The following is an 18,090-nucleotide window of genomic DNA, read 5'->3' as shown; positions in this document are numbered from 1 at the left end:
CATGCCGGCGCGCGCCTCAGGCTTGTGCCGGCCCCGACAGCGACCGGTTCAGCGCGGTATCGGCCGCATGCCGTTCGAGCGCGAGATCGATCAGCCGGCTGACGAGTTCGCGATACGGCAGCCCCGACGCCTCCCACAGCTTCGGGAACATGCTGATGTTGGTGAAGCCCGGCAGCGTGTTGATCTCGTTGATGAGGATCGTGCCGTCCGCCTTCAGGAAGAAGTCGACCCGCGCGAGGCCCGCGCATTCGAGCACGCGGAACGCATCCACGGCCGCCGCGCGGATCCGGTCGCTCGTCGCCGCGTCGAGCGCGGCCGGAATCACGACCTGGGCCGCGTCGTCGTCGATGTACTTGCTGTCGTAGGAATAGAAGCCGCGCGTCAGGACGATTTCACCGCACTGGCTCGCGGCGGGTTCGTCGTTGCCGAGCACCGCGCATTCGATCTCACGGCCGTCGACCGCGCTTTCCACCAGGACCTTGTGGTCGAACGACAGCGCCAGCTCGACGGCCGCCGCATACTCCGCCGCGTTGGCCGCCCGGCTCACGCCGACCGACGAACCCGAGTTCGCCGGCTTCACGAACAGCACGTCGCCGAGCGTCGCCGCGACGCGCGCGTACGACGTCGCGGCCGCCGTGCGGCGGGTCAGCGTCACCCAGGGCGTGACCGGCAGGCCCGCATCGCGCAGCAGCCGCTTCGCGACGTCCTTGTCCATGCACACGGCCGAGCCGAGCACGTCCGCGCCGACGAACGCGACGCTCGCCATCTTCAGCCAGCCCTGCAGCGCGCCGTCCTCGCCGAGCATCCCGTGCACGATCGGGAACACGACGTCGATCTGCGGCATCGCCTCGCCCGAGCCGCGCTCGACCCACTGCTCGCGCGTCTTGCCCGGCGTCATCGCCAGCTCGCGGTTCGAGCGGTTCAGCGCGATCAGCGCGGGATCGTCGCGGTTCAGCAGATACGACGACGCCTCGGACAGGTGCCACGCGCCCGCCTTGTCGATCCCGATCAGGACCGGCTCGAAGCGATCGCGATCGAGCGCGTCGACGATGTTGCGCGCCGATTGCAGCGATACTTCATGTTCCGTGGTGCGCCCGCCGAAGATGATCGCCACCCGAAGTTTTCCTGCTCCGTGCCCCATACCGTTCCCGCCTCCGCGCGTGAAAAAATGCGTGATACGGTATGACGTCGCGATGCCAACGTCAACCCGAATCCGTCGCGCCGCGCCCGATATCGCCGGGGCGGTCGCGCACCCAACCGAAAACTCGCCGATGACCGTACTCCTGCGCCCTGCCGCGCCCGCCGACGCCGCCGCACTCGGCGATCTCTACCTGCGCTCGCGCGGCGCGCTGGCCGCCTACGCGCCGCTCGCCCATGCGCCCGCCGCGGTGCGCGACTGGCTCGCCCGCGTGCTGATCCCGTCGGGCGGCGTCACGGTCGCGCACGACGGCGACGCGCTGGTCGGCATGAGCGCGCATACGCACGACGGCCCGCTCACCTGGCTCGACCAGCTCTACGTGTGCCCGACGCGCCTGCGCGAGGGCATCGGCGCGCGCCTGCTGGCCCACGTGCAGGCGCTGACGCCGGTCGCGCTCCAGCTGCACACGTTCCAGCCCAATGCCGCCGCGATCGCGTTCTACGAGCGGCACGGCTTCGTCGAGATCGGGCGCGGCGACGGCAGCGACAACGAGGAGCGCTGCCCGGACCTCGTCTATCGCTGGGTCGCCCCGCCGGCGTCCGGCCGAGCCGCGTCCGGCGGGGCCGACGCCCGCCCGGGCGGCGACCGGCCCGGCCTTTCCGCGGCGGTCGCGCCGGATCGGGAAATCTCGAAATAGGGACGATCCTGGTTGCCGCACGGCGCCGCGCCCGGGGTCCGCTTCATCCGCCCATGCCGCGCGAACCACACGGCAGTCAGAAGGAACGCCATTCGATGAGACCCGACCCGACGTCCATTCGCATCGTCGCGCTCGACGACCACGCCTTCGTCCGGCGCGGGATGGAAGCCCATCTCGCGCATACGCCGGGGCTCGAACTGGTCGGCGTCTTCGCGCATTCGCGCGACTTGCCGACTAGCGTGATGTATTCATGCTGCCCGCTGAAGCTCACCTCATCTACACCGAGATGCTTCGACGGCGCTGGCGGACATCTTGTCAATCCGCGCCTTACCGCTCGCTGGATGATGCAGTCGATTGCATTCCAGCTCAGCCGCATCCGGCGGCTCACAGCCTGAATCGATGCTTCGCGAAGCCAGTCCACCCCATGCATTTCAAACGCGCTGGTGTAGCGACTGCCGTGGGCAGTCCACGGTACTTGTACGGTCAAACAACCATGCTCAGGACACTCTACGCGCGGCAAATGGGCCTGAACGGCGGTTTCATATTCGCAAGTATCAAGATGACGCCATTGCCGTATTCGAATGTCGCAACGTGGGCAACGACGAGTGCATTGGGGGGCAGACGAATCGTGCACGCGAGCACATTCGCGCGCTGACGAGCACGACCTTTCGACGCTCATCTGGATTGACTGAAACAACTCGCCAAGGATGCCGAAGTTTCAAAATCCTTGTGTAAAGACCGCGTTCGTTCACGGCATTTGATAATTGAAAAATGCCAATTATCTATCGACACCCGAGCTGTCGGTACTCCGACTCGAGATTTGCCCGCTTATCGTACTGTCGCAACTCGTTTCGAGGCTTACCATCCGAGCCCATACCTTGCACAGCTATATTCTTGCGGTCTGGAGAAGCGATGGCCTGGCTGATGGCGGAACTGAGTTCCCTGCACCGTGTTGGCGTCGACTCCGATGAAGATGCGGATATGCCTCCATCAAGGTTACGCGCCAAGGGGGACTTGAACTGAGTGCCAGAGGGGTCCGGTACGACGCTTCCGCTGGCAACGTGAGCGCCAGCATACACAGAAAACATCAGCAAACTCAGGAATGCGAAAATCATGCGCATACAAACCACCCGCCGCTATCTAAGAGGACCAGTAAGACTTCGGCCCATTAAGATAGTTCGCTCCGGCATTCTTGACCGACCGCAATTGGGGAAGGACCTGTTCGACTATGCGCTCGGGCCCGGCGAGATCGACGGGCTCAACCGGATCCGCGCGCGCCATCCGGCCTGCCGGATCCTCATGTCGTCGGCGTTCGACGCCGCCCCGCCACCGTGGCGCTCGCGCTGCGCTCGGGCGCGAGCGGGTTCTTCGGCAAGCAGCAGGACTCGGCGCACTGACCGGCGCGATCCGCGCGTGGCGCACGGCCACCTGTATCCGCGCGCCGACCTCGCACCGCAGGTCGGCGCCGCCGCGCCGGGCGGGCGGCCGTCGCCGGCCAGCCGGGACGATCCGGACGCGCCCGCGCCGGACCGCCGCGCGCACGCGGGATGGCACGACGTGAACCTGAGCCCGCGCGAACACGAGGTGCTGCGCTGCTGTCTCGCCGGCATGAGCGTGACGGACATCGCGCTGAAATTCTCGCGCAGCCCCAAGACCATCAGTTCGCAGAAGCAGGCCGCGTTCCGCAAGCCCGGCATCACGCGCGATCTCGAGCTGTTCTCCGTGCGTCACCTGCTCGGGAACGAATGAGGCGCGCGACGCCCGCCCCGGGCCGTTGGTCCCACCCGCCTCCGTGACGTCCGCCGCATTGTGCGCGGCGGGCGCGCCGCGCACAGTGGCATCGCCTCCCGCCGCGCCGCCTTCCGCGTCGCGCCGCCCGGCGACCCTTCCGGCACACTCACCGACGATCATGACGCTACGATGCACTCAGGGCCAGGCCTACAGCGCGGACCTCCCGACCCTGCGCAACGCCATTCGCGCCAACGGCACGCGCGCCAACACGCTGGCGGTGCCCGTCCAGATCCCGAACACGCCTCCCGGCTGCGCGCTGTCGCTGATCCTCAATCTCGCGCATGAAGCCAGCGGCGCGCTGGTCGCGCCCACCGCGTCGCTCTATACGCTCGGCTTCGTCAAGGCGCATGGCACGTTCTACTTCGCGGCCGCGGCGCCGCTGCCGTGGGCGCCGCCCGTCGGGGCGACCAACCTCGGCGCGAGCGGCTCCTACGCGAGCCTCGGCTACACGGTCGCGCCGCTGCCCAGCCTGACCGCGCCCAACCTGTCCGCCTCGGCGCTCACGCTGAGCGGCTTCAACGGCCCCGTGCCGATCGGCGGCGGCACGCCGGTCGCCGATGCGCTGACGCGCGCGATCATCGCGCTGTCGGAGGCGCTCCGCTTCACCACGGCCGAATGGGCGATCGTCGACGCGCTCGATCACGGCGTGCCCTATTTCCCCACCGCAGCCGGCCACCAGGCGCTGTTCACCAACGGGTCGGGCCACGGGATCGGCCTGTGAAGGCGCGACGCGCCGCCGCCGCCGCGCCGCGACGGCCCCTTCGCGCCGCGCGCGCACCGGCCGAGTCATGAGATGCGCGCCCCTCGCTTCATGCGCGCGTCCGGGCCGCGCGAACCTCGGCCCGCGCCGGCCGCCTCGGGCGCGCTGCGCGCGCAACTGCGCGACGAGTGCGACGCGATGGCCCGCTACGCGCTGCACCACGGGCTGCCGGTCGCGCCCGAGCTGATCGCGCAGCTGGGCCGCCTGATCGACGCGCAGGGCGGCATGGCCGCCGACGCGCCGCGGGCGCTCGCGACGATCCATCGCAAGCTCGCCGCCACCATCGCGCCCGCCACGCCGCAGGCGGTGACGCTGCTCGACGCGCAGCGCTGGCGCCGGCATCCGCTCGCCTGGCTCGGGCCGGTGCCGCTCGTCCGGATGCTGACGCTCGCGGCGCTCGGGTTTCTCGTCGCGGTGATCACGACCGGCCTGTCGTCCGAAGTGTCCTCCGACAACATCGATCGCGGCTTTCTCAATTCGCACGGCAGCCTGCTGCTGTGGAACGCGCTGTTCCTGCTGTTCTGCGCGGGGCTCGGCGCGTCGTTCGCGACGCTGTTCCAGGCGCACCGCTACATCGCGGCGTCGACCTACGATCCGAAGTACGACGCATCGTACGGCGCGCGCCTGATCCTCGGCGTGATGGCCGGGCTGATCCTCGTCGAGATGCTGCCGCCGCATCTGTTCGAGGACGGCAGCATGCACAGCTTCGGCAAGCCCGCGCTCGCGATGCTGGGCGGCTTCTCGGCCACCGCCGTGCACCGGCTGCTGCACCGGCTCGTCGAGACGCTCGAGACGCTGGTGCGCGGCGATCGCTCGGCCGATACGCGCGCCGCGCTGCAGGCGCGCCACGCGCAGGCGGCGCATGACCGCACGCAATGGCAAAGCGAGCTGGCCACGCAATTGCTCGACCTGCAGCAGGCGATCGATCGCGACGGGTCCGCCGATGCGCTGCGCGCGCGCCTCGCCGACTTCACCCGCGCGATGCTCTCCGGCGATCCGGCGCGCGGCGCGGACGCGCCGCCGCAGGTCGATGCGGAGTGAGCAGCGCGGACGGCGCATGAGGCGCAAGATCCGCCGGCGTCGCGCGGCGCGCCGGGACGCGCGCGGGCCCGCACTGGTCCGCACTGGTCCGCACTGGTCCGCACTGGTCCGCACTGGTCCGCACTGGTCCGCACTGGTTTGCACTGGTTTGCGCGGGCCCGCGCGGATCTGCGCCGGCTCGTGCGAGCGCGCCCGGCGGCGCGCCCACCCGCGCGATGCGCCGCACACGCGCATCCCGCGCGACCGACGCCGCGGAGGCACTGCGCCACGGCCGGCCGCGCGAACGCGCATCGCGCCGGCTCCTCGCGCGTCACTCGCGCGTCACTCGCGCGCCGCGACGCCCGGCGCGCCGGCCGGGCGCGGCATATCGATCGTCACGTGCCGCGCCAGCCACAACGCGGCCTCGGTCCGGTTGCTGACGCCGATCTGGCGAAACAGCGCATAGAGATGGTTCTTGATCGTGCCTTCCGCGACATTCAGCACCCGGCAGATCTGCTTGTTGGACTTGCCCTCGGCCAGCAGCCGCAACACCTCGCGCTGGCGCGGCGTCAGGCGTTCGAAAGCGCGGTCTCCGTTCGAGCGGTCCTCCGCATGCAGCCCGAGGCCGTCGCGCGCCGGGACGTAGATCGCCCCCGACGCAACCCGGCACAACGCGTCGGCGAATTCGTCGGCATCGGCGTAGCGCTCGACGATGCCCGCCGCGCCCGCGAGCATCGCGTCGGCGACGGTCTGGCGACACACCGCGCTGACGACGAACAACCAGGGGGCCGCGCCGAACGCATCGCGCAGCAGCTTCGGCCACCCCACCCGCGCCGCGCGCTCGTCCCATTCGAGCGTGACCGCGCGGACCCCGTCCGGCGGCAACGCGCCGCGTATGCGGTCGATGTCCGCCGGATCGCGGGCCGGCCAGACATGGCAGCTGCGGTCGCGTTTCCACAGGACATCGGCAACCCCGGCAATGAATAAAGGCGTGCTGTCGATCATCAGGACATTCATTTTCGCTTTACCCCTCAGTGACGAGACGCCAAGCGTGATGTTAATTGCGTCTCCTGCGCTCGCTTTTACCGCTCTTTCAAAAAAGCCGCACTAGGTACGTCGCTCCGTGAAGAATGTACTAATCCACGCTTCGATTGAATTATTTGGTCATTTTTCAGATCTTCAGCACCTGCCGTCCACCATGACCGATAGGCCATATCGAGTGCTTTCCCGCTTATGTAATTTAAATATCGGCAACACATCCGTGGTGCCGGACTTACATCGAGGAGCCAGTTATGGACGCCAGTTTTATCGGTTCTGTCATTAATGCTTTACCGATGGATCAAATGATTGCAGGTCCATTGAAAGCGATGATTAGCGCGCAGACCCAGGCCGCGAAAAGCTACGCCGATTTCCTGATGCAGGTATGCATTCAGGACGGCAAGGCGGTGGCCGTGCAATTCGACTACGACGAGACGCTGGTGGACGAGAGCGGCGTGTCGAAGGGCGTGATGCAGAAGACCATGCGCATTCCGCTGCTCGCGGCGATCGTCCACCCGATCATCGCGATCGAGGAGGGCACGATCGACTTCGAGATGGAGATCACGCAATCGGAGAAAGCGTCGTCGTCGACCGAGGGCAGCGGCTCGTTCCAGGCCAAGCTCGGCTGGGGGCCGATCAGCGTCAGCCTGTCGGGGCGCGTGTCGCACAAGTCGGAACAGACCCGCAGCACCGACACCCGCGCGAAATATTCGATCCACACGCAGGTCAAGCGCCAGGCGCCGCCCGAAGCGCTGATGCGGGTCATCGACTTCCTGACCGAAGCCGCGACGAAGCCGGTCGTCACCGACGCGAAGGCGAAGGACGTCAAGCCGCTGCCCACCACGCCGACCGACGGCACGCTGATCGGCCAGAGCACGGCCGCCGGCGGCGGAACCGGAGCCGGCGACGGCGCGAGCGGCAACGCGCCGGCTCCGCAGCCCCAACCCTAAGCGCTGATCGCGACGGGCGGGCCCACCCATGTTCAAGTTCCTGAAACGGCGGCGCGCGGCGCCGCCTCCCCAGCCGGATGCTCCGGCCGCCGACGGGGCGCGCGGACCGGATGCCGAGGCCGTGCCCGGCGCGCCGGCAGACCCGCCCGCGCAGGTCCGCCCGGCCCACCCGGCAGCCGCCGGCCCCGCGCCGGAGCCGATCCCGCCCGGTGCGCCGCCGTCGGGGGTGTCGTCGTCGGGGGTGTCGTCGTCTGGTGCGCCGTCGTCGGGTGCGCCGTCGTCGGGTGCGCCGTCGTCGGGTGCGCCGTCGTCGGGTGCGCCGTCGTCGGGTGCGCCGTCGTCGGGTGAACCGTCGTCGGGTGAACCGCCCGGTTCGCCACCAGGTTCGCCGCCCGGTTCGCCGCCGGGTGCCGCCCCGCCGCCGCGCGGGCTCGCGCTCGACGAAATCGCGCGCGGCATGCAGCACGCGGCGGCGGCGGCGAACCAACTGCTCGCGCACCAGTACACGGCGGTGCTCGACCAGTTCTTCGACGCCGCGGAGGACGGGCTGCTGACGCCGCGCACGGTCGACGTCGCACTCGACGCGGAGCACACGATGCCGGTGCCGCTCGTCGCGCTCGCGACGCCGCGCGGGCTCGCGCTCGATCGCATGGTCGTGCATCTGACGGTGCGCGGCGACTTCACCGAGGCCCTGCCCGCGGGCGGCTTCGCGGGCGACGACCAGCGCTGCCGCTTCTACGTGACGCTCGCGCCGCCGTCCGCGCGCGGCGATGCGCAGGGCCAGGCGCAGGGCCGCGCGAGCGCGCGCGACAGCCAGCACATCGACATCGAGATGCAGTTCGCGGCGCTCGCGCCGCCCGAAGCCATCATGCGCGTGATCGACGAATACACCCATCGCCTCGTGCCGCGCGCACGCCACGAGGGCGAGGAGCCCAATCATGCCTGACCATCCCGAGCACACCGGTACGCAGGGCGTCGACCTGATCAAGCAGTTCGAGGGCCTGCGCCTGAATCGCTATCTCGACGCCGTCGGCAAGCCGACGATCGGCTACGGCCACCTGATCCTGCCGAGCGAGCGCTTCGACCGCCCGCTCACCGCGAGCGCCGCGGAGGCGCTGCTGCGCCGCGACCTGCGCGGCGCCGAGCAGGCGGTCCACCAGCTGGTGCGCGTGCCGCTCACGCAACAGCAGTTCGACGCGCTGATCTGCTTCGTCTTCAACCTGGGCGGCGGACGGCTGCGCACGTCGACGCTCGGCCGCTACCTGAACGCCGGCGCGTACGCGAAGGCGGCCGACCAGTTTCTCGTGTGGAACAAGGCGGGCGGCAAACCGCTCGCGGGTCTCACGCGACGCCGCGAAGCGGAACGCAAGCTGTTCCTGTCCTGATCCGAACCGGAGGAAATGCCATGCATGCACGACACACCGGCCCGCGAGGCCGCGCGGGTTCCAGCCGATGCCGCGTCGCGGGCGCGGCGCTCGCCATGTTCGCCGTCCTTGCCGCGCCGGCTGCGCGCGCGCAGCCGTCCGGCGCGCCGCCGACCTGCCGCGCGGAAGTCGCCGATCTCGACACAGCGCTGCAACGCGCGCAACAGCCCGGGCTGTGCGAGCGCTGCGCGGAACGCCTCGCGCGCACGTTGGAGAGTCTGTACACGAACGGCGTGTTGCCGTCGTTCTACCAGTCGGCCGGGCAGGCCGACTGGAGCGACCCGCAGCGCCGGCCCGCGATGCTGAGCGGCGTGAGCCTCGCGGGCCAGCCGGACGGCCCCGATCTGCTGGCCGACATCGACAGCGGCTACGGCCCGCGCGGGTCGCTCCGGTTGCGCTATACGACCGGCAACCGGCCGCTGGCCGTGACGACTTCGGATCGCGCGGTCACGATTGCCGTGACGCGCTGCGTCGCGGCCGCGCCGCGTTAGCGTGGTCGCGCCGCGTGCGTGGTCGATGACCGCGCCCACCCGGGCGTCCCACCGGCCGACCTCACTCCGCACGCGGCGGCAACGCCTGCGCGATGCGCCGCGCGCCGTCCGCCACGGCGGATGCGGGCATGCACCGCACCGGGCCCGCTCGTCGATCGGCGGCACATGACGACGTCGCCACGCGCGATGCGATACGGCGCAGCGCGCCCCCTTCGACACATGCCTCCTCGGCAAGCTTTGCGCCCGGTTCGCGGATATCCCTGTCGATATCGCTCTGCGCGCACGCCTCGCCTTCAGCCCGTTACCGCATACGGGACGCTTCCGCCATTCAGCCGCCTCGACTCGCCCGCCCGTCGCGGATCGAGGCCGACATCGCCTTCGCAGGCAGCCTCCCCGGCCCGTCACCGCCTCCATGCCGCGCGCCCCGTTCGCCGCCCGCGCATGCCGGCCCGCGTCCACCCCGGCCGCCCGTCATGGGCCACCAACCGTCCCGGCCGCCCTATTCAAGCGCGCGCCCCGCGCCCTTACGCTGCAAGGGCATCAGGACGCCACGTCACGCAGCACGCAGCCCATCCCGTCATCCCTCGATACAAGGAGCAACAGCATGCACGCGGCCCACGCCTCTCCGCCGTCCCTTCCCATCGTCCGCGCCGGCGCGCGCCGCGTTTTCGCCGCCCTGCTGCTCGCCGCCGCGGCCGCCGCCCCGCCCAGCCCGCGCCGACGACGCCCCGCCCTGCCCGCGCTGGCCGCCGACCTGCGGCAGACCTCGGTCTCCGGCCTGTCGTCCGGCGCGTTCATGGCGGCGCAGTTCGACGTCGCGTGGTCGAGCCGCCTGATCGGCGCGGGCATCATCGCGGGCGGCGCATTCCACTGCGCCGGCGAACTGCCCGCGCTCGACCCGGCCACCGCCGCGATGACGCAATGCATGCGCCCGCTCGGCGCCGCGCCGTCGGCGGAAGGCGCGTGGCGCGACGCGCGGCGCTTCGCGCAGGCAGGCCAGATCGACGATCCGGCGGCCCTGCGCACGCAGCGCATCTATGTGTTCAGCGGTGCGAAGGACACCGTGGTCGCGACGCGCGTCGTCGACCAGGCCGCGCGCTTCTACGCGCTCGCAGGCGTGCCGAAGGCGAACCTCCACTACCAGCGCCATCCGGATGCCGGCCACGCGCTGATCACCGACAACCCCGACGACAACCCCTGCGACGCCAACCGCAGCCCCTACCTCAACAACTGCGGCTTCGATCTCGCGCAGGACATCCTGCGCTGGCTCTACGCGACGCCCGATGCGCCGCTCAATCCGCCCGCCGAGCACCCGGCCGGCCGCCTGCTCGCCTTCGACCAGCGCGCCTTCGATCCGCGCGAGCAGGCGTCGCTCGCGGACACCGGCTACCTGTACGTGCCCGCCGCCTGCGATGCGGCCGGCTGCGCCGTGCACGTCGCCTTCCACGGTTGCGCGCAGGACGTCGCGGCGATCGGCCAACGCTTCGTGCGCGACGGCGGCTACAACGCGCTCGCGGAGACCAACCGGATCATCGTGCTGTACCCGCAGGTCGCGACATCGACCGTCAATCCGCTCGGCTGCTGGGATTTCTGGGGCTATTCGAGCCCCGACCCCGACCAGCCGAATTTCTACAGCCGCGAAGCGCCGCAGATGCGCGCGGTGATGGCGATGATCCGCCGCCTCGGCGCCGCGCGCCCCTGATCCCTCTCCATCCCGAACCGATCGAGGAACCCTCATGCTCTCGAACTTCATCACGCAATGGGAAGCAGCCAATCTCAGCGCGTTCCAACTGCTGGGCAAGGCCGTCGCGCAAACAGCCAATCCGGGCGGCCTCGCGGGCGCCGCCGTCGATGCGGGCGCGTGGCGCGCCTGGCTGCGCACCGCGCTGCAAGCCAGCCAGCACTACCTGAAAACCTGCGAATCCGCGCTCGACGCCGGCTGGCGCGAGCAGCGCGACCGGCTCGCGCTCGCGGGCAGCGGCGAGGCCGTCAAGGAACTCGCGGCGCTCAACGCGGATCTCGCGACCCGTGCGACGCAGGGGCATGTCGAGCATGCCGGCGCGCTCGCCAGCGCGACCGCGCAATACCTGACCGATCTCGGCCGCAGCCGCAACCCGTCCGACGCCCTGCTCGCATTCGGCCGGCTCGCCGTCGACATGCAGGGCCAGAGCCGCGCCCATGCGCTGCATCTCGCCTCGCTCGCGGGCGGCGTGCCCCCCGCGCTCGCGCAATGGGCGGACCGGCACCTGGCCGGCGACGCCGCGGAGCAGACGTCATGAACATCGCGCTGCGTTTCATCAACCGCTCGAACGACCGCGGCAACAGCGAGGTGGTGCTGTTCCAGCGCAACGTGGTGCCGGATCTCGACGAATTCGCGCTCGCCTGGAAAGTGATCCGGTTCTGCGGCCGCGACTGCCTGCATCCGTTCACCTACTCGACCGCGATCGAACTCGCGCTCGGCGACGAGCACGGCAATTTCTCGCCGCGCCTGCGCGCCGGCCATACCGGCCGCTTCGTCGTCGACACCCATCCGGGCGGACGCGGCCGCCTGGTGCCCGCATCCGCGCACGGCGCGGTCACGGGGGAGCTGGAAGTCGTCAACCAGATGACGCGCGGCGCGGTCAACGTCAACGCATTCAGCGCGGGCCGGCTGATCGCCGCCAAGCACGCGGTCGCGCCGGGCCAGAAGGCGGTGTTCCGCTTCACCCCGGCGCTGTGGATCGGCCTCGCGTCGCAGGTGCAGGAGAGCCGCGCGCTGAGCGCGGGCGTGCTGTCCAGCGACCACACGATGCTGCCGCTCGCGGGCGTGACGCGCGCCGACATCGTGATGACGGGCGGCGGCGGCGGCGCCGACGCGCAGCCGTTCGCCTTCACGCTCGACAACGTCGTGCGCGGCTGACGCGCCGCGCGGATTTCGCTTTCCGGTGTAACGGCCCGCCGCCGGCGGGCCGGTGGCAAGGTGCGCGGCAAACCGATTGCCGTCTTTCAACCCAAGGAGCAAGCAAGTGGATATCCAGCTGAACTTCGTCAACCGCTCGAACGACGCGAACAACTCGAGCATCGTGATCTTCCAGAAAAACGTCGCGACCGACTTCGACGAACTCGCGATCGCCTGGAAGGTGATCCGCAACTGCGGGCAGGGCGACAACCATCCGTTCAAGTTCCCGATGACCATGAGCGTGAGCGCGAGCGACAGCTACGGCAACTACATGCCGCAGCAGATCGCGACCAACGGCCAGGTGTTCCAGGTCGTGCGTTCGAACTCGGGCGACGTGCTGACGCTCGCGACCGACCCGGGCAACAGCTCGGAAGTACAGGTCCGCAACGATCTGCCGAGCGGCGCCGCGAACGCGACGATCTACAAGGACGGCAGCGCGCTCGCGACCAAGACCTCGATCGCGCCGGGACAGAAGGCGGTGTTCCAGTTCAAGCCGACGCTGTGGATCGGCGTGGCGTCGCAGATCGAGCAGGGCGCGCTGCTGAACTCGGCGGTGATCTCCGACATCAACACGGAGCTGTCGTTGCTCGGTCTCGCGAGCGCCGACATCGTGATGACGGGCGGCGGCCCGGGCCCGCGCTCGCTGCCGTTCACGTTCCGTCTCGAGAACGTCGTGATGGCGTGACGCCACGGCCGGCGGCGGCCGCGCCGCCGCCGCGCTCCCACGAACGACAAGGACCCATCATGGACATCAAGCTCAATTTCATCAATCGCTCGAACGACGTCAACAACAGCCAGATCGTGATCTTTCAGAAGAACGTCGCGACCGATTTCGACGAACTCGCGATCGCGTGGAAAGTCATCACATATTGCGGGCGCGGCGACAACCACCCGTTCGTGTTCCCGGTGCGCACCACGCTCACCGCGAGCGACTCGGACGGCAACTTCATGCCGCAGCGGCCCGCGCAGAACGGCCAGATGTTCAGCGTCGCGCGCAGCGCGTCCGGCAACGTGCTGAGCCTCGCGGGCGCGTCGTCCAGCTCGCGCGAGATCCAGCTGCGCAACGACCTGCGCAAGGGCGCGATCAGCGTGTCGGCCTTCAAGGACAACCGCCTGCTCGCGCGCAAGACGGGCGTCGTGCCCGGGCAGAAGGCGGTGTTCGAGTTCAAGCCGACGCTGTGGATCGGCACCGCGTCGCAGATCGAGGAAGGCGCGACGCTGAACTCGGCGGTGATCTCCGACATCAACACGGAACTGACGCTGCTCGGCGTCGCGAGCGCCGACATCGTGATGACGGGCGGCGGCGGCGGGTCCGCCGCCGTGCCGTATCAGTTCCAGCTGGCGAACGTGATCATGTGCTGAAGCGGGCGCCTCGCGAACGGCGGCTCAGCCGCCATTCACGGAGGCCGGCGCCGACGCCGGCGCCGGGGCGTCCGGCGCGGGCGTGGGCGCGAGCGGCACGTCCCCGGCCGGCAGCGCGCCGCCCGTGTCGGGCGGCGCGACGGGCGCGAACGGTTGCGACGCCGGCACGGAAACGCCGGACGCGGCGACCGCCGACGCCGCCCAGGCCGCCGACGCGGCGGACGCAGCCTCCGACGCCGCCGGTGCGGCCGGTGCGCTGGCCTCCTCGACCGGCTCGGGGCGCGGCGCGCGCACGATCTTCGGCGGCGCCTTCTGCTCCGTCTTGCCGAACAGATACTGATACCAGTCGCGCAGCTTCTCGCGGAAGATCTCGAACGCGCTCGGCGGCACGTCGGTCGCGAAGCGCGCGCGCGCGTCGATCAGGCGTGCGCGGAACGCGCGCTGATAGAAATCGCCGACGATCGGCAGCGCGCTGCGCGCGCCCTGCCCCCAGTAGTCGCTGCCGAGCGTCACGCGGCCGTCGTCGAAGCCGACCCAGGCGCCCGCCACCAGCTGCGGCTGCATCAGGATGAACCAGCCGTCCGTGTTGTCCTGGGTGGTGCCGGTCTTGCCCGCGACGTCCGCGCGGATCCCGAAGCGCGAGCGGATGCTCGCGCCCGTGCCGCGATCGATCACGCCGCGCATCACGTCGAGCAGCGTGCGCGCGGCGCGGTCGTCGAGCGCGCGCTCGGCCGAGGCCGGATCGAACTCGGCCAGCACCTCGCCGTTGCGATCCTCGATGCGCGTCACCATGCGCGGCTCGACGTAGGCGCCGAAGTTCGCGATCGTCCCATACGCGGCCACCATTTCCTTCAGCGTCACCGGGCTCGTGCCCAGCGCGAGCGACGGCACCGGGTCCAGCGCGCTGTCGCGCACGCCCATCGCGCGCGCGAGCCGCGCGACCTTGGCCGGGCCGACCGTCTCCATCAGCTGCGCGGTGATGCGGTTGCGCGAATAGGCAAGCGCGTCGCGCAGCGTGACCGGACGGCCGCTCGGCGGCGATTCGTCGCTCGGCCGCCAGATCTCCCCGCCCTTGAGCGGAATCTCGACGGCCTGATCGGGAATGGTGTCGCCGGGCGACGCGCCCGACGCAAACGCCGCGCCATACACGAACGGCTTGAAGGTCGAACCCGGCTGACGCCGCGCCTGCTGCACGTGATCAAACGGCTCGGTCGTGAAGTCGCGGCTGCCGACCCACGCGCGGATCCAGCCGGTGCCCGGCTCGATCGCGATGAAGCCGGCCTGCACGTCGGCCTTCGCCTTGCACAGCGCGCGCGTGAACGCGCGGTCCGCGCCGAGCTTTTTCAGTGCATCCGCATCGTTTTGCCCGGCGTCGCGCGCCGCGCGATAGTCGGACGTCTCGCGGATGAAGGTCTGGAACAGCGGATTGCGCGGCGCGCAGCCGCTGCCCGCGTTCCAGGCGCCGTTCGCGATCCCCTGCAGCTGGTTCGCGTGCTGCGTGAGCGCGGCATTCGCCATCGTCTGCAGGCGCGAGTCGATCGTCGTGCGCACGACGAGCCCGTCCGCGTAGATGTTGTAGTCGTTGCGGTCCGCCCAGGCGATCAGCCACTTGCGCAACTGCTGCGCGAAGTGCGGCGCGGGGCCGGGCGGCTCGGTCTGGCGCTCGAAGTCGATGCGCAGCGGCTTCTTCTGCAGCGACGCATACGCGGCCGGCGACAGCTTGCCGTACTTCACCATCTGCGCGAGCACCGTATTGCGCCGCTGCAATGCGCGCTCCGGGTTCAGCACCGGGTTGTAGTAGCTGTTGCCCTTCAGCATCCCGACGAGGGTTGCGCTGTCGAGCACGTCGAGCTGGTCGGCCGACTTGTCGAAGTAGGTGCGCGCCGCCATCTCCACGCCGTAGGCGTTGTACAGGAACGGCACGGTGTTCAGGTAGGTTTCGAGGATCTGCGGCTTGCTGTAGACGGCCTCGATCTTGAACGCGGTGATCGCTTCCTTGAGCTTGCGCGTGAGGGTCGGCGCGCGGCCGATCTCGTCCGGGTACAGATTGCGCGCCAGCTGCTGGGTGATCGTCGAGCCGCCCTGGCGGCTGCCCGAGAAGGTGTGCAGCGCAGCGGACGCGGTGCGTCGCCAGTCGAGCCCGTGGTGTTCGTAGAAGCGATGATCCTCGGTCGCGATCAACGCATCGACCATGTGCGGCGAGATGTCCGCGAGCGCGACCCATTCGCGGTTCGCCGGCTTGAACTCGGCGAGCAGCTTGCCGTCGACGGACAGGATCCGGGCGGGCGCGTCGACGCGCGCCTTGCGGATGTCGCCGATGCCCGGCGTGAACGGGATCAGCAGCAGCACGTAGAGCGCGAACAGCGCGACGGGCGCGGCGCACGCGACGGCCACGCCGCGCCGGGTCGGATGGCGCACGCGCGCCCACAGCGCGGCGCGCGCGGAACGGATGACGGGCGCCGCACGGGCCACGATGGCGCGGACGACGGAACGAATGGCGGCGAATCCTTGCGCGCACCGGTCACGGAAAGACGACACGAGGCTCGGGAGTAAGGGTGGAAAGCCCGCATCGTATCAAAACGCGGGGGGTGGACCGGGAAGCGTAGGGCATGCGGCGGCCGCCGGTGCGGTGCGACGGGTTGGCGCGCCCGCTTGCGCAACGCGGGTTACGCCGCTGCCGCGCCTCGCTCCGCGCGCAATACCGAACGCTCCGCATGGCGGGCCGTGCGCGCCATCGATAAGATCGAGGCACCTTCACTCTCTCGCCCCGGCCCCCGTCATGTCCGCCACCGAACACTATCTGCAGGATTTCCACGCGCGCCGGCCGGGTGCGACCCGCCGCGCGTTCGCGCACCACCCGTGCCGGTCCGCTGGCGGCGAATACGCGTCGTCCTACGCCGTGCTCGCCGCGCTCGTGCCGCGCGATGCGGGCACGCCGACGGTGGTCGACGTCGCCTGCGGCGACGGGCCGCTGCTGCAACTGCTCGCCACCCGGAACGACACGCCGCCGCGCCTCGTCGGCGTCGATTTCAGCCGGGGCGAACTCGCCGCCGCGCGTGCCGTGCTGCCTGCGGAGGTCGACCTGCTCCACGCGCGCGCGCAACAGTTGCCGATCGAAAGCGGCACGGTCGACTACGTGCTGTCGCACATGGCGCTGATGCTGATGGACGATCTGGATACGGTGATGGCCGAGATCCGGCGCGTGCTGAAACCGGGCGGCCTGTTCGCGACCGTGGTCGGGCGCAGCTTCCTGCTCGGCGAAGCGGGCGAGGTCCTGCTCGACGTGTTCCGGCCGATCGCGCGCGATGCGCTGTCGCCGCTGCGCTTCGGCGATGCGCGCACGTCCACGCCGGAGGGTTGGGCCGCCTGCGTCGGGCGCGGCTTCGATGCGCCGCATTGCGAAGATCTGGAGGTGAAATGGACGCCGACGCCGCAGGAATTGTGGGAGTCGATGCTCGAAACCTACGACGCCGACCGGCTGCCCGAGGCGGCGCGGCAGGCGTTTCGGGAGCGCCTGCTTGCGGCGCTCGCGCCGCTATGCGACGCGCAGGGGCGACTCGACACGGCGTGGGGGCTGCGCCTCGTGCGCGCGCGGGCTTGCTGAGGATTCGGCGGTGTGATGAACACAACGTGATGGGATGCCTATTCCTTGTGCGCTATTCTCGCGACCACTTCCCGTCGCGCATGACCGCCTCCAGCATCCCGAGCGTCAGCGCCCGGCCGCCGAGCGCATCGCGCGCCGCCGCGCTGAACGGCGCTTTCAAGGCGGCCCACATAACATCGCGCCGGCGCATGCTCGCGGAAGGAACGTAATCCTCGACCGTGAAATCGCCGAGGTCCACATCGAAGCGCGCGGCCCAAGCGCGCATCACCGACGCGATCCTGGCCGGTTCCCAGTCCAGGTCGTGATACAGATCCATGTCGCGGGTCAGTTGCGCGTCCAGGCCGAACAAGGAAGGCGCACGCACCTCGCGAATGAATGCTTGCAGGTGGCTCCACGGGTCATCCATCACAAACGATCCTCTGGTTTCACGAGGCGATTGCATGTCGTCATGGTCCGATAGCCAATCGTCACCGCATCAGACGCCGTGATCACCCATCCGACACCTGGAATGGCGCGCCCGACAAACGCACCAATGTGATTCGTATATTTCACTCGCAACAAAGCCACACTCTTCAGCGAAGTAAACGTCGGCAAAATCCGATACTTGATTTCAAAAGGAAGCAGGGAGCGGGACAGCTTTGACGAGACTGATGTTCCTTTGACAGCGCCAGCAAACTTCCCTCGCGTCGGTACGAAACGAGCGCCTGCCAGGATCATTCCGACACCCACTATGTCACTCACGCCCAAGACCTCCATGGTCTCGTCTATCGCAACAAAAAAAGCCATTCGACAGGCGTCAGATTTTCATGATTTCCGTAATGGTACGTATTAGCCATGTGTCATTCAGCGCTCTCGGAGCGTTGAAAACGATCTTTGA

The 18,090-nt window shown here is 69.6% G+C and carries 19 protein-coding genes and 1 pseudogene; 14 read left to right on the top strand and 6 right to left on the bottom strand.

The window, feature by feature from the left end; genetic code table 11:
* Positions 1-16 precede the first annotated feature (16 nt).
* Positions 17-1,114, bottom strand: coding sequence for a D-alanine--D-alanine ligase (gene ddlA, locus Bsp3421_RS05165; RefSeq protein WP_273997253.1), 1,098 nt, complete (start codon positions 1,112-1,114; stop codon positions 17-19).
* A 157-nt stretch (positions 1,115-1,271) separates the two neighbouring features.
* Between ddlA and Bsp3421_RS05160 the strand changes: the two genes are divergently transcribed.
* On the top strand, positions 1,272-1,835 hold the full coding sequence (locus Bsp3421_RS05160) for a GNAT family N-acetyltransferase (RefSeq protein ID WP_273997252.1): 564 nt from the start codon (positions 1,272-1,274) through the stop codon (positions 1,833-1,835).
* Between the two features lie 76 nt (positions 1,836-1,911).
* On the opposite strand, the gene Bsp3421_RS34260 is transcribed toward Bsp3421_RS05160, so the two are convergent.
* Positions 1,912-2,265 carry a hypothetical protein gene (locus tag Bsp3421_RS34260; protein WP_443111491.1) on the bottom strand — a complete coding sequence of 118 codons (354 nt, stop codon included), beginning with the start codon at positions 2,263-2,265 and terminating at the stop codon, positions 1,912-1,914.
* 776 nt (positions 2,266-3,041) lie between these two features.
* Between Bsp3421_RS34260 and Bsp3421_RS05150 the strand changes: the two genes are divergently transcribed.
* The 3 genes from Bsp3421_RS05150 to Bsp3421_RS05140 all read left to right on the top strand — a co-directional run bounded on the left by Bsp3421_RS05150 (position 3,042) and on the right by Bsp3421_RS05140 (position 5,427).
* Complete coding sequence (locus Bsp3421_RS05150; protein WP_273997250.1) at positions 3,042-3,584, top strand: helix-turn-helix transcriptional regulator; 543 nt, start codon at positions 3,042-3,044, stop codon at positions 3,582-3,584.
* A gap of 160 nt (positions 3,585-3,744) precedes the next feature.
* Complete coding sequence (locus tag Bsp3421_RS05145; protein WP_273997249.1) at positions 3,745-4,347, top strand: ribosome-inactivating family protein; 603 nt, start codon at positions 3,745-3,747, stop codon at positions 4,345-4,347.
* 72 nt (positions 4,348-4,419) lie between these two features.
* Complete coding sequence (locus Bsp3421_RS05140; protein WP_443111471.1) at positions 4,420-5,427, top strand: hypothetical protein; 1,008 nt, start codon at positions 4,420-4,422, stop codon at positions 5,425-5,427.
* 321 nt (positions 5,428-5,748) lie between these two features.
* On the opposite strand, the gene Bsp3421_RS05135 is transcribed toward Bsp3421_RS05140, so the two are convergent.
* A complete protein-coding gene (locus tag Bsp3421_RS05135) occupies positions 5,749-6,423 on the bottom strand; it encodes a helix-turn-helix transcriptional regulator (RefSeq protein ID WP_273997248.1) in 675 nt (224 codons plus the stop codon).
* 275 nt (positions 6,424-6,698) lie between these two features.
* On the opposite strand from Bsp3421_RS05135, the gene Bsp3421_RS05130 reads away from it, so the two are divergent.
* From Bsp3421_RS05130 to Bsp3421_RS05090, 9 genes are all read left to right on the top strand, one after another.
* Positions 6,699-7,394: a DUF2589 domain-containing protein gene (locus Bsp3421_RS05130; protein WP_273997247.1), complete on the top strand. Its 696-nt coding sequence runs from the start codon at positions 6,699-6,701 to the stop codon at positions 7,392-7,394.
* Positions 7,395-7,422: 28 nt separating this feature from the next.
* Positions 7,423-8,340, top strand: a complete 918-nt coding sequence (locus Bsp3421_RS05125) for a DUF2589 domain-containing protein (RefSeq protein ID WP_273997246.1) — start codon at positions 7,423-7,425, stop codon at positions 8,338-8,340.
* The gene (locus Bsp3421_RS05120) at positions 8,333-8,779 is read left to right on the top strand and encodes a lysozyme (protein ID WP_273997245.1); all 447 of its coding nucleotides are present in this window, start codon (positions 8,333-8,335) and stop codon (positions 8,777-8,779) included. The genes Bsp3421_RS05125 and Bsp3421_RS05120 overlap by 8 nt, the downstream gene beginning before the upstream one ends.
* Positions 8,780-8,874: 95 nt before the next feature.
* Positions 8,875-9,309 (top strand): hypothetical protein, encoded by a 435-nt coding sequence (locus tag Bsp3421_RS05115; RefSeq protein WP_273997244.1) that lies wholly within the window; start codon positions 8,875-8,877, stop codon positions 9,307-9,309.
* 604 nt (positions 9,310-9,913) lie between these two features.
* Positions 9,914-11,011 (top strand): extracellular catalytic domain type 2 short-chain-length polyhydroxyalkanoate depolymerase, encoded by a 1,098-nt coding sequence (locus tag Bsp3421_RS05110; protein WP_273997243.1) that lies wholly within the window; start codon positions 9,914-9,916, stop codon positions 11,009-11,011.
* Between the two features lie 34 nt (positions 11,012-11,045).
* Positions 11,046-11,588: a hypothetical protein gene (locus Bsp3421_RS05105; RefSeq protein ID WP_273997242.1), complete on the top strand. Its 543-nt coding sequence runs from the start codon at positions 11,046-11,048 to the stop codon at positions 11,586-11,588.
* Positions 11,585-12,208, top strand: a complete 624-nt coding sequence (locus tag Bsp3421_RS05100; RefSeq protein ID WP_273997241.1) for a hypothetical protein — start codon at positions 11,585-11,587, stop codon at positions 12,206-12,208. Before Bsp3421_RS05105 ends, Bsp3421_RS05100 begins: the two co-directional genes overlap by 4 nt.
* Before the next feature lie 106 nt (positions 12,209-12,314).
* Positions 12,315-12,932, top strand: a complete 618-nt coding sequence (locus Bsp3421_RS05095; RefSeq protein WP_252982250.1) for a hypothetical protein — start codon at positions 12,315-12,317, stop codon at positions 12,930-12,932.
* Positions 12,933-12,991: 59 nt separating this feature from the next.
* Positions 12,992-13,609, top strand: coding sequence for a hypothetical protein (locus tag Bsp3421_RS05090; RefSeq protein ID WP_273997240.1), 618 nt, complete (start codon positions 12,992-12,994; stop codon positions 13,607-13,609).
* A gap of 24 nt (positions 13,610-13,633) precedes the next feature.
* Here Bsp3421_RS05090 and Bsp3421_RS05085 read toward each other — a convergent pair whose 3' ends face one another.
* A complete protein-coding gene (locus Bsp3421_RS05085; protein ID WP_273997239.1) occupies positions 13,634-16,081 on the bottom strand; it encodes a penicillin-binding protein 1A in 2,448 nt (815 codons plus the stop codon).
* 307 nt (positions 16,082-16,388) lie between these two features.
* Between Bsp3421_RS05085 and Bsp3421_RS05080 the strand changes: the two genes are divergently transcribed.
* Entirely contained in the window at positions 16,389-17,213 is an 825-nt protein-coding gene (locus Bsp3421_RS05080) for a class I SAM-dependent methyltransferase (RefSeq protein WP_273997238.1), read from the top strand.
* Between the two features lie 52 nt (positions 17,214-17,265).
* Here Bsp3421_RS05080 and Bsp3421_RS05075 read toward each other — a convergent pair whose 3' ends face one another.
* On the bottom strand, positions 17,266-17,562 hold the full coding sequence (locus Bsp3421_RS05075; RefSeq protein ID WP_273997237.1) for a DUF1493 family protein: 297 nt from the start codon (positions 17,560-17,562) through the stop codon (positions 17,266-17,268).
* Between the two features lie 56 nt (positions 17,563-17,618).
* Positions 17,619-18,049, bottom strand: a pseudogene (locus Bsp3421_RS05070) (STM2901 family protein).
* Positions 18,050-18,090: the final 41 nt, after the last annotated feature.

It is taken from the genome of Burkholderia sp. FERM BP-3421 (genome assembly GCF_028657905.1).
GTDB lineage: Bacteria > Pseudomonadota > Gammaproteobacteria > Burkholderiales > Burkholderiaceae > Burkholderia.
The sequence above is the reverse complement of the archived record's forward strand: the minus strand, read 5'-3'. Positions and strand labels throughout refer to the sequence as shown.